Source organism: Cupriavidus sp. SS-3, assembly GCF_035818815.1.
Classification (GTDB): Bacteria; Pseudomonadota; Gammaproteobacteria; order Burkholderiales; family Burkholderiaceae; genus Cupriavidus; species Cupriavidus taiwanensis_C.
Genome location: NZ_JAYLVT010000001.1, coordinates 617,882 through 631,188 on the forward strand (window position 1 = coordinate 617,882; position 13,307 = coordinate 631,188).

Here is a 13,307-nt window from a genome sequence, read left to right on the forward strand (position 1 = left end):
TGGTGGCGACGGCCGGTCGGGGTGGAAGCGCACAGCATGTCGATACGCGAAAGCCTTCTTTGGCACCGCTTTGGTCGCGGCGTTACAGTCGCCGCATGACCCAACAGAACCTTTCCCCATCAGCGGTGCCGGGCAGCGACGTTGCCAGCCGGCGCCACGCGGCCGTGGCCGCATTCATCGCCGAGGCAAGACAGTTGCTGGAGCGAGCAGAGCCTGCCGACCGCGAGACGCTGCAGACGGTGGCGCGGGCGCTGGAGCGGCTGGGCGCGCAACGCGACTTGTTCCCGTCGGCGCAGTTTCCGGTTTCGGCCGACAATCCCGCGCAGGTCTATCGCCTTTCCGAAGATCTCGATGGCCGCTATGCGCTGTACGTGTCGGCCGGGCTGCCTGGCAAGGCGCAGCCACCGCATGACCACACCACCTGGGCCATCATTGCCGGCATCACCGGCAACGAGCGCAATGTCTTCTATCGTCGCGAGGCCACCGACGACCCCGCACGCGCTCGCCTGAGCGAGACCGGCCGCAGCGATGTCGTCAGCGGCAGCTCCGTCACGCTGTTGCCCGACGACGTCCATACCATCGAGCTGGTTGGCAACGAGCCCGGCCTGCACCTGCATTTCTACGGCCTGGCGCTGGACCGGCTGAGCGGGCGCGTGGTGTTCGAAGGCGCCGCCGGCGGCAGCTATCGGCATTTCGGGCCGCCCAGGCATATCGCCCATGCCGCCATCGAGGCCTTCGCGCTGAAGGCGGCGCTGGCCGACGGCGACGAGATCGCGCTGCTGGATGTGCGCGAGACCGGGGTCTTCGTGCGCGGGCATCTGCTGCTTGCGGCCTCCGCCCCGTTGTGGCGGCTGGAGCTGCTGGCCGACCGGCTGGTGCCGCGCCGCGACACCCGCATCGTGCTGACCGATGGCGGCGATGGCGGAGATAGCCTGGCGCACCAGGCCGCGGCCAAGCTGCTGCGCCTGGGCTGGCGCAACGTGTCGGTGCTGACCGGCGGCACGCAGGCATGGGCGGCGGCCGGGTTCGAGATCTTCAGCGGCAGCAACGTGCCCAGCAAGGCCTTCGGCGAAGTGATCGAGCACCAGAAGCACACGCCATGGATCAGCGCCGAAGAACTGCAGCAGCGCCTCGAGCGCGGCGATGACCTGGTGGTGGTGGACAGCCGCACCACCGAGGAATTTGCCGACTTCAGCCTGCCGTTCGCGCACAGCCTGCCCGGCGCGGAACTGGTCTACCGCATCGGCGAGCTGGCGCCGCGCCCCGAAACCCTGGTCGTGGTCAACTGCGCGGGGCGCACCCGCAGCATCGTTGGTGCCCAGACGCTGATCGACGCCGGGGTGCCCAACCCCGTGGTCTCGCTCAAGGACGGCACCATGGCCTGGCTGCTGAATGGCCGCACGCTGGCGCACGGACGCCATACGCCGCTGCCCGAGCCGGCCCGCGCGACCCGTGACGCCGCCCGGGCCCGTGCCGAGGCCGTGGCCTGCCGCGCCGGCGTGCGCCGTCTCGATGATGCCGGCCTCGCGCGGCTGGAGCGCGAAGCCGGCCAGCACACCTTGTATCGCTTCGATGTGCGCACGCGAGGCGAATACGAGGCGGGCCACCTGCCGGGCTGGCGCTGGGCGCCAGGCGGGCAACTGGTGCAGGCGACGGACGAATACGCGGCAACGCGCCATGCGCGGATCGTGCTTGCCGACTGGGATGGTGTGCGGGCGCTGACCACCGGCGCATGGCTGGCGCAATTGGGCGCGCACGAGGTGTTCGTGTATGCCCCGCCGGCCGACGCCGCGGTGGACACCGGCCCGGAGCCGCTGCGCGTGTTGTCGTCGCGGCCGGCAGCCCAGTCGGTGTCCGTGCAGCAGGCCGAGGCGCTGTTGCAGGCGGGCCGTGCGCGCATCTTCGACGTCGAGCGCCGCGCCGCCTATGAGAAGCGCCATGTTGCCGCCGCACAGTTCGCCGTGCCAGACCGGCTGGAGGCGCTGATTGCCCGGATTCGCGCCGATGACGTAGTGCTGATCACGTCGTCGGACGGCGTCCTCGCACGCATCGTGGCGGCGGAGCTGTCGGCGCGCAGCGGCCGTGACGTGCGCTTCCTGGCCGGCGGCACGCAGGCCTGGACGGCCGCAGGGCTATCCACCGGCAGCGGCGCGCAGGGCGTGCTGACCGGCGAGGACGATTACTGGTACAGCCCGTACCACCACGCCGATGCGGCGCAGCGCGACGCGGGCTTCCGGGCCTACCTGGACTGGGAGATCGGCCTGGTTGCGCAGCTCGAGCGCGAGGGGGACATCGGCATCCGGTTGCTGGCGCACTGAAATGAGCGCGTCCAACCACGGCGCGCGCAGCCCATATCACGCCAGTGTGAGGTGGAAGGCCTGGTCCAGATCGGCCAGCAGGTCCTGTGTGTCTTCGAGTCCGACGTGCAGCCGCACCACGGGTGCATTGCCTAGCCAGGCCCGGTGTTCGCGCAGCCGTTCCGGCGGGGCGACCAGCGCCAGGCTTTCATACCCGCCCCAGGAGGCGCCGATCGAGAACCACCGCAACGCGTCGACGAACGCACTGGCCGCGCTGGCCCCGGCGTCTTGGAATGCGAACGACACCAGCCCGCTGGCGCCGCTGAAGTCGCGTTGCCACAGCGCATGGCCAGGGTCTTCGGGTAGCGCCGGGTAAAATACGCGGCCCACCTGGGGATGGCGCTGCAGCCATTGCGCGACCTCGGTGGCGTTGCGCTGGTGCTGGGCCAGGCGCAACGGCAGCGTGCGCAGGCCGCGCAGCGACAGGTAGGCGTCGTCGGCGCCGATGGCAAGGCCGAGCGCCTCGTGCGCGGTGGCGACGCGTTCCGCCAGCGCGGGGCTGTCCACCACCACCGCGCCCTGCATCACGTCGGAATGCCCGGCAATATACTTGGTCGCGGCCTGGATCGAGATATTGGCGCCGAGCTTCAGGGGCTGCAGGAACCACCCGCCGCTCCAGGTATTGTCCACGGCCACCGGCACGCCCCGATCGCGCGCCACCGCGGCCAGCTTTGGCAGGTCCAACACCTCGAACAGCAACGAGCTTGGCGATTCCAGATAGACGAGCCTGGTCTCCGACCGGATCAGCGCGGCCAGGTCGTCATGCGCCGGCGAAAAGTATTCGACGGAGACCCCCAGGCGCCGCAGCAGCGTCTTGTCGACGCGCCGCACGGGCGCATAGACGCTGTCGGAGACCAGTACATGGTCGCCAGGGCCGACCAGGGCAAGCAGCACCAGCGTGATCGCCGACAGCCCGGAAGGCGCCAGGAATGCGCGATGCCCGCCTTCGAGCGTGGTCAGCGCGTCTTCCAGCGCCTCATGCGTGTCCAGCCCGTGGCGGCCGTAGGAGGCGATGCGTTCGCCTGCGGCACGGCGGTGCTGGCGCGATTCCAGCGCCTGTTGGCTGGCAAAGCGCACCGTACTGGTTCTCACCACGGGTACATTGACCGGGCCTGCGCCGTCGCGCAGCGTCGGCGCCCCCGCATGCAGCAAGCGCGTATGTCTGCCCGCTTCGCTCATGCCACCACCTTGCTCGGCTGCATCTGCGTGGCGTTGTAATTGACGATTTCACCAGTTTCCGGATGCACGCCGTAACGGCCCGTCAGCGTTTCAAGCGGGCGGCCATAGCAGTGGAAATGCAGCGTCGGCGCGTCGCCAACCACATGGATGCTGTGGATGTCGTCAGGCAGGAAGGCGATCGGCGTGCCGGGCTCGACCGTCAGTTCGCGCGCGACTTCCAGCCGGGCGAAGGCCGGGTCGCTGCGGTCGTCGGTGCGGCGGTAGACCCGATTGAACTCGCGGCCCTCCACGGCGACGATCACGGCCCAGGTGTCGTGGTTGTGCGGGATGGTGGTCTTGCCTGGATTGATCGAGTTCAGGTACAGCGCGGCGGCGTCGTCGCCGTCATCGGGGTTCAGGCGGTAGCGCGTCGAAGCGCCGCTGGCCGTATCCGCCGGGGGCGGAAAGTCCTCGCGGGTGAATAGTTCACGCTGCGCCGCCAGCGCCTGCAGGCGCGCGGCCACGGCATCGAGCGCCGCGCGGTCGGGCTGGCCGGCAGCCAGGCGCCGGATGTCGATCAGTGCGGCGGCCACTGCCTTGCGGCGGGCCGCCTGACGTTCGGCGGGAGAAGAATGGCTCATGGTGCGGAGACTCCGTCAGCGGGAAAGGGGGAAGGCGCCGGCGCGAAGGCGGCATCGAATTCGGCCGGCAGGCGCGGGATCGCGCCCAGCGCGCGGCGCAGGAACGCGCGCGTGCGTTCGTGCTGCGGCTTGCCGAAGATCTGGGCCGGCGGGCCGTGCTCGACGATGCGGCCAGCCTCGGTAAAGTAGATCTGGTCGCTGATCTCGGCGGCGAAGCGCATTTCATGCGTCACCAGTACGCAGGTCATGCCATCTTCGACAAGCTCGCGGATCACGGTCAGCACTTCTCCGACGGTCTCGGGATCGAGCGCCGAGGTCACCTCGTCGAACAGGATCAGCTCGGGCTGCATCGCCAGCGCGCGCGCGATCGCCACGCGCTGTTGCTGGCCGCCGGAGAGCTCGCCCGGGTAGGCACTGGCCTTGTCCGACAGCCGCACCCTGGCGAGCAGCGCCCGCGCCTCGCGCTCGGCATCTGCGCGCGGCCGGCCGATGACCCGGGTCGGGGCAAGCACCAGGTTCTCCAGCACCGTCAGGTGCGGGAACAGGTTGTACTGCTGGAACACGAAGCCCACCCGCTTGCGCAATGCGATGAACTCATCCTCGCCGCGCAAGGTCTCGACGGCGGTGTCGCCGACGCGAATCTGCCCGCGCTGCGGCCGCAGCAGGCCGGTGATGCAGCGCAGGATCGTGCTCTTGCCGGATCCGGACGGGCCGATGATGGTGACGGCTTCGCCGCGGCGCACGTCCACGTCGATGCCGCTTAGCACGGCGTTCGCGCCAAAGCTCAGGTGGACGTCGCGCAGCTGTACCAGCGGGGTCGCGGCGTGGCTGCCGGTGTCCCGGCGCAGGAAGGACTCAGTGGCGTTCATGGCGGCGTTCCAGCGCACGGGTCGCGCGCGCGATGGGGTAGCAGTAAGCAAAAAACAGGACCAGCAGACTGAAGTAGACCAGGATCGTGAAGTCGGTGCGCGCCACCGTGTTGCTGGCAACCTGCGCGGTGTCGACCACGTCGTGGACGCCGACCAGCGATGCCAGCGACGTGCTCATCGTGATGCTGGCGTACAGGTTCATCCATGGTGGCAGCATGCGCCGCAGGCACTGCGGCAGCACCACAAGGCGGAAGATCTGGCGGCGGCGCAAGGCGAGCGACTGCGCCGCTTCCCATTGCGCGCTCGGGATCGACTGGATCGCGCCGCGGAAGATCTCGGCAACGTTGGCGCTCGCCGGCAACGCAAGGCCCAGCACGACCTTGAGCCAGTCCGGGAACGGAAACGTCCAGTGCACCAGGTGCAGCTCGAACGGGAACACATAGGTGGTGAAATAGACCAGTACCAGCACCGGCGCGTTACGAAACGCCTGCACCCAGGTGCGCGTGAACCCGCGCAGCGCGGCATGCGACGACAAGGACAGCGCGCCGATCAGCAGGCCGGCGACGGTGCCGAGCGCCATGGCGAACACGCTGATCTCGATATTGGCCAGCAGCCCGCGCAGCAGTGCAGGGGTCCAGGTCCAGAGGCTGCGCAGCGCCGCCGGGGTACTGTCGGCCAGGGTCCAGAACAGCAGCAATGCCGCCACCGCGGCGCATGCGAGCCACCAGGGGGCGCGCAGCGCGCGCGCCGGCAATGGCGGGCGGCCGCTGGCGGCCGGGAGAATCGATTCACTGGCCATAGCCGGGCATCCTCAGTTGGCTTTCCAGCCAGCGACCTGCACGGCTGACCAGCCAGGTCAGCAGGCCGAACCAGGCCAGGATCAGCAACAGCAGTTCGAGCACGTTGTCGCGCTGGGTCCAGATCATGATGGATTCATAGGTCACGTCGCCGACTGCGATGGCCGATGCCACGGCAGTCATCTTGACCAGGTCCACCACGTTGTTGACCAGTGCCGGCAAGGCAAAGCGCACCGCCAGCGGCAGTTCGACCTGGAGCAGCAACTGGCGCCGCGAGAAGGCCAGCGAACGCGCCGCCTCCAGCGTGATGCGCGGCACCGCCTCGATACCGGCGCGCAGCGCCTCGGCATGGAACACCGCCTTGTGCAGCGAGACCACGATCACCACCCAGACGAAGGGCGTCAGCGGATTGCCGGTGCCGCGGCTGGCCAGCTGCTGGGTAATCAGCATGTTGAGCACCAGGAACGCGCAGTAGAGCTGCACCAGCGTGGGCGTGTTGCGCGTGAGTTCGACAAAGGCGCGGGCCGGCGCGGCAAGGGCGCGGCGGCCCGAGGTGAGCATCGCCGCCAGCACGATGCCGGCGGCCAGGCTGCAGGGAATGGTGAGCAGGCAAAGCTCCAGCGTCACGACCAGGCCACGCAGGAACGCTGAACGTTCACCCGCGTCGAGAACGAAGGCATAGTCAAGCCCCAGCGGCTTGAGCGTGGCGACAACCGAGGCGAGGATATCGGTCATGCCGCCACCTCCGCTTGCGCCGGCTGCGGCGCATGGCCAGGTCGGCATGCCTTCATGGCCTTTCACGCTCTGCAAAGACGGCGAAGTCGCCCGGCGAGATGGCCGGGGATGGAAGGAAGACTCTTTTCATGGCAGAAGGGCGCCGTAACGCAGGGGCCCGAGGGTCCCACTCAGGACGCGTTCTTGAAGCGTGCTTGCAGTTCGGGCAGCAGAGGCTGCGGCGGCGTGATGCCAAGCCGCTTTTCCGTGGCGATCAGCCAGCCCGTGCGGTGCCATTCCTGGACGATCTTGTCCACTGCGGCGATGGTGTCCGTCTCGCCCTTGCGGGTCCAGACCACCGAAGGCGCCGGCAGGATCTCGGTGGGAATCGGCGCGGCGTAGTCGGTCCAGTCGGCATTGCTGCGGACCAGCGGGTGGATCAGCGTTGCGTCGTGAACCGCGGCCACGCACTGGCCGCCCCGCAGAGCCAGCAAGGATTCGGCGGAGGTCTTGAAGCCGCGTACCTGCGCGCCGTACTGCTCCTGCAGCGGCTTGACGTAGCTGCTGCCCTGCGACGCGCAGACGGTCTTGCCGCGCAGGTCGTCCCACTTGGCGATACCGCTGCGCTTTGACACCGCTGCGGTCCCGCCGACGCGGTAAAACGGCGTTGGCGCATAGCCCAGCAGCTCGCCGCGCTCGGGGTTGTATTCCATCGACGCAATCAGCAGGTCCACCTTGCCTTGTTGCAGGAACTGCACGCGATTGGAGGGCTGCACAGGAACCAGTTCGGCTTCCACGCCCAAGCGTTTTGCCAGGTCACGGGCCAGGTCGGGATTCCAGCCAACGGGCTATTGCGTGACGGGATCGATCGAGCCGAACAGGCTGCCGCCGACGAGCACGCCGATGGAGACCTTGCCGCGCTGCTTGATGCGATCCAGCGTGGCATCTGCCCAGGCGGCGTTGATGGTAAGGCAGGACAGTGCCGCGGCAGCGGCGAGGCGAAGGAACGGGAGCGCGGGCATGTCTGAGCATAAGAACAAGGAGGAGACGATGCTATCGCCCTGCGCCCCAGCAAACAAAGAAGGCTTTCGGATATGGATATACAGGTTCCTGGCCAGTCCGTGGCGCATTGGCGCGTGCGCTCCGGCGCTGCCAGGGCGCTTCGAAGTTGAAGCGGCCTTGCATCGCCCCAGCAGGGCCGATCGATCCGCGCCGCAAACGTTCGGGTTCAGGTGCGCGTAATAGACACCCCGCCATCGGCCAGCGAGGCAGTGCCGGTGACGAACGACGAATCATCCGACGCCAGGTACAGCACCGAACGGGCCAATTCTTCCGGCCGTGCCACGCGCTTGAGCGCATGCAGGCCGGTGATAAAGGCCTGCGACTCCGATGTGTCATTCATGCTGCGATACATGTCCGTATCGACGGCGCCGGGCAGGATCGCATTGACGCGGATGCCCTGTGGCCCGAATTCGGCCGCCAGTGCCTGAGTCAGGCCGATCAGCCCGGACTTGCTCGCCGCATAAGCCGCCACCCCCGGGAAGGCAACGGTATAGCCCACGAACGTCGACGTAAAGATCACCGAGCCGCCGCCATGTTTGAGCATCTGCGCGATCTGGTGCTTGGCGCCCAGGAACGAGCCTGTCAGGTTGATGGCGATGGTGTCGTTCCAGCCCTCGGCGGATACGCCGGTGCTGGCGCCGCCCTCGCCCAGCGTGCCCGCATTGTTGAAGGCGATGTCCAGCCGGCCGTAGCGCTCCACCGCCAACGCCACCAGTGCGCTGGCGTAATCTTCGCTCCGCACGTCGCCAGGCAGTGCCACAGCTTCGCCACCAGCTTCGCGGATTTGCGCTACCAGGCTGTCGAGTTCAGCCTGGCGGCGGGCCCCGACCACTAGCTTGGCGCCCTCGGCGGCGAACAGCAAGGCGGTCGCGCGGCCGATGCCGGAGCTGGCGCCGGTAATGAGGGCAACCTTGTCAGACAAGCGTCCCATGATGGATCTCCATTCGGGCGCGCGGCCAGGGTAAGGGGCGCGGCGCCGTGTCAGTGTTGGCCAGCCAGGACATCCGGCTGCCTTGTGGATCCAGTATGGGCAACGGCCTGGGTTCGCACTAGACTGCAATTCGAGGAACAACTTTCCGGATTTTCAGAACAATGATCAAGCTCGAAGGCGTCGCGAGCTTTGCCGCCGTGGTCGAGGCAGGCTCCATCAGCGAGGCCGCCCGGCGCCTGAACCTCTCCAAGTCCGTCGTCAGCGAGCGCCTGGCCGAGCTAGAGAAAGCCGTGGGCGCAAACCTGCTGCGCCGCACCACGCGCCGCCTGACGCTGACCGAGGACGGCGCCGCTTTCGCGGAGCGCGCCAGGCGCATCCTGGATGAGGTGGAGGCAGCAGTCACCGACGTTGCCGAGCGGCGCGGCAGCCTGGCCGGGACGCTGCGCATTTCCGCGCCTGTCACGTTCGGCCGCATGCACCTGGGGCCGGCACTCTATCCCTTCGTGGCGCGGCACCCGGAACTGGAACTGACGCTCGATCTCGATGATCGCCGCGTCGACGCCGCCACCGACAGTTACGACGCCGTGGTTCGCCACGGACCGCTGGAGAGTTCACGGCTGGTGGCATGGCAATTGGCGCCCAGCCGTCGCCTGCTGGTGGCGTCACCCGGCTATCTCGCGCAAATGGGCATCCCGGCCACCGTGGAAGAGCTGAAGCGGCACCGCGGCATCTACTATGCCAATCGCGGCGCGGCCGACTGGCGCCTGCAAGGCTCCAGCGGCATTGAGATCGTCCGTGCCCACATCGCGCTGCGCGTCAACAACGGCGACATGATGCGTGACGCCGCCGAAGCCGGCGTAGGGATCGCGCTGCTGCCTACCTTTATCGTTGGCGACGCCATCCGGCGCGGCGCGCTGGCAGTGATCGAGATCGGCTTGCAGGCGGAGCAGGAAGCCATCTACATTGCCCACCCTGAAGGGCGCCGCGTGTCGGCGCGGTTGCGCGCCTTTGCGGAATGCGTGCGGGCGGCGATCGGGAGTCCGCCGTATTGGGACGAGTGGGCAGCCAGCCCGGAGCAAGGCTGAGGTTGAGCGACTGCATACCCACGCCATTAGTCCCTTGGCGTTTGCGCGGCAGGTCAAGCCTCAACCATTCCCAGGAACTGCTGCAGTTCGTGCGTCTGTGGCCGGCCGAACACTGCATCGGGCGCGCCGGTTTCGTGGACCTTGCCCTGATGCATGAAGACTACGCGGTCGCACACCTCGCGCGCGAAGCGCATTTCGTGCGTCACCATCAGCAGGGTCATGCCATCGGCCGCGAGACTGCGCACAACCTGCAGTACCTCGTTAACAAGTTCCGGATCCAGCGCCGAGGTAATTTCGTCGCATAGCAGCGCGGTCGGCTGCATGGCAAGCGCGCGGGCGATGGCGACACGCTGCTGCTGACCGCCAGACAGTTGATCCGGATACGCATCGAACTTGGCGGAAAGCCCGACCCGTGCCAGGTTCAGTTCGGCCAGCTCACGGGCCTCGGCCTGCGACGCGCCCTTGACGATCATCGGCGACAGCATCACGTTGCGCCCGGCGCTGAGGTGCGGAAACAGATTGAACTGCTGGAAGATCATGCCCACCTTCAACCGCAGCGCGCGTAATTGCAGTTCGCTGTCGGCCAGGTGAGCACCGGCCACGGTGATGGCGCCCGCATCGATGCTTTCCAGCCCGTTGATGCAACGTAGCAGCGTGCTCTTGCCCGAGCCACTCTTGCCGATAATGGCGATGACTTCGCCCGGCTCGACGGAGAGCGAAACGCCCTTCAGCACCTCGTTGCTGCCAAACGACTTGCGAACCTGATCAATGGCGATAAGCGGCATGGAATTTCCTTTCCAGCATCTTGCTGTATTGCGAAAGCGGCCAGCACAGCGCGAAGTACATCAGCGCCACGGCGGCATATACGGTAAAGGGTTGGAATGTGGCGTTCACAATCATCGTGCCCGCCTTGGACAGCTCGGTGAAGCCGATGATCGACGCCAGCGCCGTGCCCTTGATCACCTGGACACCAAAGCCAACGGTCGGTGCCACGGCAATGCGCAAGGCCTGCGGCAGGATCACGTAACGCATCTGCTGCACGTAGTTCATGGCCAGGCTGCCTGAGGCTTCCCACTGGCCGCGCGGTATGGCTTCCACGCAGCCGCGCCAGATTTCGGCCAGGAAAGCCGACGTCCACAGCGTTAGCGCAAGCCCGGCGGCCAGCCACGCCGGCACCTCGATGCCAAACAGCGCCAGTCCGAAAAAAGCGAGGAATAGCTGCATCAGCAACGGCGTACCCTGGAAAAGCTCGATGTACGCTTGCGCCAGGCGTCTTGACGCCGTGCGCTTGCCGGTACGCATCAACAGCACGAGCAGGCCAACGATGCCTCCGCCCACAAATGCAACCAATGACAGCAACACCGTCCAGCGCGCTGCAAACACCAGGTTGCGGACGATATCCCACAACGTGAACTCGATCATCCTGCCCTCCGCGCAAAAAGCTGCCGGCCAATGCCGCGCAGCAACTGCCGCAGCACGAGAGCCAGAAGAAGATAGATCGCTGTGCTCACGAGATAGACCTCAAAAGCGCGGAAGTTTCGCCCCTGGATGAAATTGGCCGCGTACGTCAGGTCTTGCGCCGCGATCTGCGAGCAGACAGCCGATCCGAGCATCACGATCACAATCTGGCTCGACAACGCTGGCCAGATCTTCTGCAATGCCGGGCGCAGCACGACGTGCCGGAACACCTGGAATGGCGACATGGCCAGGCTCGCGCCGGCTTCGAACTGCCCGCGCGGGGTGGCAGCCAGACCGGCGCGCACGATCTCGGTGCCGTAGGCGCCCAGGTTGACCACCATGGCCAGCGATGCCGCCACCATTTCGGGCAGATGCACGCCAAGGCTGGGCAGCCCGAAGAAGATGAAGAACAGCTGGATCAGGAACGGCGTGTTCCGGATCAGCTCCACATAGGTACTGACCACGGGGCGCAGCCAGGCGGGTCCCTGGGTCTTGGCCCAGGCACCCGCCAACGCCACGGCCACGCCAAGCACACCGCCCGTCAGCGTGAGCTGCGCCGTGACCGCGATGCCCTTGAGCAGCACGTCGGTGTAATCCAGCACCGACACGAAATCGAACGCGTAAGCCATGCTTCTAATCGGCGGTGCGTGTCAGAGTTGCGCTGGCAGCGGACGCAGCAGCCACTTGATCGACAGCGTGTTCAGCGAGCCGTCCTTCTTGGCTTCGGCCAGGATGGCGTTGACCTTGTCCTGCAGCGCCTTCTCACCCTTGTTCATGCCGATGAAGCACGGCGAATTCTTGATCAGGAACTTGGTCTCGGGCGCCTTGGGCGGATGCTTGGCGATCAGCGTCGAGGCCACCACGTTGCCGGTGGCAATCAGTTGTACCTGCCCCGACAGGAAGGCCGAGATCGTGGCGTTGTTGTCTTCATAGCGCTTGATGTTCGCGCTGGCCGGAGCGATCTTGCTCAGTTCCAGGTCTTCCACGGCACCGCGCGTGACGCCAACGGTCTTGCCCGCCAGATCGGCCGCGCTTTTTACGGCAAGGTCCGCAGGGCCGAACACGCCATTGAAGAACGGCGCATAGGCCTCGGAGAAGTCGAGCACTTTTTCGCGCTCGGGATTCTTGCCCATGCTTGAAATCACCAGGTCTACCTTGCGCGTCTGCAGATACGGCACTCGGTTGGTGCTGGTCACTGGTACCAACTGCAGCTTTACCCCCATCTTTTTGGCCATCAGCGCTGCCACGTCGATATCGAGGCCCTGCGGAGCCATATCGGCCCCTACCGAGCCAAACGGCGGGAAATCCTGTGGCACGGCCACGCGCAGTACGCCGGCCTTGGTGATATCGGCGAGCGTATCGGCCTGCGCCGGCAGCACGGCGGCGCAAAAACCGGCCAGCAATGCACACATCAGGCCGCGGCGGGACAATCTGGATTTGGACAGGGCTTGGAACATCGCGTGTTTCCTCAGGTTCGGGATGGAAATGGGTTTGCCGCGGAACTCTCCGCGGCGGGTGATGCGGAATGCGGAACGCGTGCCGGGGCTACTGGGGCCAGCGCCTGGCGAAGGTGTGCGAGCGGGTCGGCGGGGCCAACGGCGTCAAGACTCGTATGCACCTCGCCAAGGTGTTCGGCCATCAGGCGCGCGGCTAGCACGCCATCCCCTTCCGCAAGCGCGTTGACGATACCTTCGTGCTGCCCGCAGGAGCGGCGAGCATCGGCTGCGGACTGATTTCGACTGGCGACCAGTGTCGTGCGCGCGGTCAGGTCGCGCAGCGTATCCACCAACAGGCCATACCCCAATGATGCGCACAGGCAAACGTGAAAATCGCCCAGCAGGAAACTGCGCATGCTGGCGTCGTCGCCTTGGAGCGCGGCCTGTTCGCGTGCGATATGAACTCTGAGCGAATGAATGGCCTGCGCATTCGCCGGCCGATCCGGGCTGACTTCACGTAGCAAGCCGGTTTCGATAATGCGGCGGGCGTCGAACGCCGAGCGGATATCGTCAATGTCAGGTTCCACCAGAAACCAGCCGCGTCGCGCGCTGACGGTTACCATGCCCCGCGCCGCCAGCCGCGACAATGCCTCACGCACCAGCGTGCGGCTCACGCCGAACAAGGTGGCAAGCTCCTGCTCGCCCAGGCGGGAGCCGGGGAGCAGCTTCTGGCCAAGCATTGCCTCGGTGATGCGATTGGCGATGTCAGCAGGGGAGTTTTCGGTGGTGGCGTTCACGG

Annotated in this window: 13 protein-coding genes and 1 pseudogene; 2 read left to right on the plus strand and 12 right to left on the minus strand. The window is 66.7% G+C overall.

The genetic code is table 11. From position 1 onward, the window contains the following. The first annotated feature begins 95 nt into the window (after nt 1–95). Nucleotides 96–2,318: a rhodanese-like domain-containing protein gene (locus U9J39_RS02760; protein WP_326346471.1), complete on the plus strand. Its 2,223-nt coding sequence runs from the start codon at nt 96–98 to the stop codon at nt 2,316–2,318. Between the two features lie 36 nt (nt 2,319–2,354). Here the strand turns inward: U9J39_RS02760 and metC are convergent, their stop codons facing one another. The 7 genes and pseudogenes from metC to U9J39_RS02795 form a co-directional block, all read right to left on the minus strand. Next, on the minus strand, nt 2,355–3,536 hold the full coding sequence (gene metC, locus U9J39_RS02765) for a cystathionine beta-lyase (RefSeq protein WP_326346472.1): 1,182 nt from the start codon (nt 3,534–3,536) through the stop codon (nt 2,355–2,357). After that, nucleotides 3,533–4,156, minus strand: coding sequence for a cysteine dioxygenase family protein (locus tag U9J39_RS02770; protein ID WP_326346473.1), 624 nt, complete (start codon nt 4,154–4,156; stop codon nt 3,533–3,535). The genes metC and U9J39_RS02770 overlap by 4 nt, the downstream gene beginning before the upstream one ends. Further along, the gene (locus tag U9J39_RS02775) at nt 4,153–5,025 is read right to left on the minus strand and encodes an amino acid ABC transporter ATP-binding protein (protein ID WP_326346474.1); all 873 of its coding nucleotides are present in this window, start codon (nt 5,023–5,025) and stop codon (nt 4,153–4,155) included. The genes U9J39_RS02770 and U9J39_RS02775 overlap by 4 nt, the downstream gene beginning before the upstream one ends. Beyond that, nucleotides 5,012–5,824 (minus strand): amino acid ABC transporter permease, encoded by an 813-nt coding sequence (locus U9J39_RS02780; protein ID WP_116314027.1) that lies wholly within the window; start codon nt 5,822–5,824, stop codon nt 5,012–5,014. The genes U9J39_RS02775 and U9J39_RS02780 overlap by 14 nt, the downstream gene beginning before the upstream one ends. After that, entirely contained in the window at nt 5,814–6,557 is a 744-nt protein-coding gene (locus tag U9J39_RS02785; protein WP_115713833.1) for an amino acid ABC transporter permease, read from the minus strand. Before U9J39_RS02785 ends, U9J39_RS02780 begins: the two co-directional genes overlap by 11 nt. A gap of 170 nt (nt 6,558–6,727) precedes the next feature. Further along, nucleotides 6,728–7,558, minus strand: a pseudogene (locus U9J39_RS02790) (transporter substrate-binding domain-containing protein). Nucleotides 7,559–7,764: 206 nt separating this feature from the next. Further along, entirely contained in the window at nt 7,765–8,529 is a 765-nt protein-coding gene (locus tag U9J39_RS02795; protein WP_115683569.1) for an SDR family oxidoreductase, read from the minus strand. A gap of 161 nt (nt 8,530–8,690) precedes the next feature. On the opposite strand from U9J39_RS02795, the gene U9J39_RS02800 reads away from it, so the two are divergent. Then, a complete protein-coding gene (locus U9J39_RS02800; protein WP_326346475.1) occupies nt 8,691–9,614 on the plus strand; it encodes a LysR family transcriptional regulator in 924 nt (307 codons plus the stop codon). A 53-nt stretch (nt 9,615–9,667) separates the two neighbouring features. Here the strand turns inward: U9J39_RS02800 and U9J39_RS02805 are convergent, their stop codons facing one another. From U9J39_RS02805 to U9J39_RS02825, 5 genes are read right to left on the minus strand one after another with little or no spacing between them, the layout of a single operon-like run. After that, the gene (locus U9J39_RS02805) at nt 9,668–10,399 is read right to left on the minus strand and encodes an amino acid ABC transporter ATP-binding protein (protein ID WP_326346476.1); all 732 of its coding nucleotides are present in this window, start codon (nt 10,397–10,399) and stop codon (nt 9,668–9,670) included. After that, nucleotides 10,380–11,036: an amino acid ABC transporter permease gene (locus tag U9J39_RS02810; RefSeq protein ID WP_116314030.1), complete on the minus strand. Its 657-nt coding sequence runs from the start codon at nt 11,034–11,036 to the stop codon at nt 10,380–10,382. The genes U9J39_RS02805 and U9J39_RS02810 overlap by 20 nt, the downstream gene beginning before the upstream one ends. Further along, the gene (locus tag U9J39_RS02815) at nt 11,033–11,701 is read right to left on the minus strand and encodes an amino acid ABC transporter permease (RefSeq protein WP_326346477.1); all 669 of its coding nucleotides are present in this window, start codon (nt 11,699–11,701) and stop codon (nt 11,033–11,035) included. The genes U9J39_RS02810 and U9J39_RS02815 overlap by 4 nt, the downstream gene beginning before the upstream one ends. Before the next feature lie 21 nt (nt 11,702–11,722). Next, the gene (locus tag U9J39_RS02820; protein WP_373429576.1) at nt 11,723–12,529 is read right to left on the minus strand and encodes a transporter substrate-binding domain-containing protein; all 807 of its coding nucleotides are present in this window, start codon (nt 12,527–12,529) and stop codon (nt 11,723–11,725) included. Nucleotides 12,530–12,540: 11 nt separating this feature from the next. Next, nucleotides 12,541–13,305 carry a GntR family transcriptional regulator gene (locus U9J39_RS02825; protein ID WP_326346478.1) on the minus strand — a complete coding sequence of 255 codons (765 nt, stop codon included), beginning with the start codon at nt 13,303–13,305 and terminating at the stop codon, nt 12,541–12,543. Nucleotides 13,306–13,307: the final 2 nt, after the last annotated feature.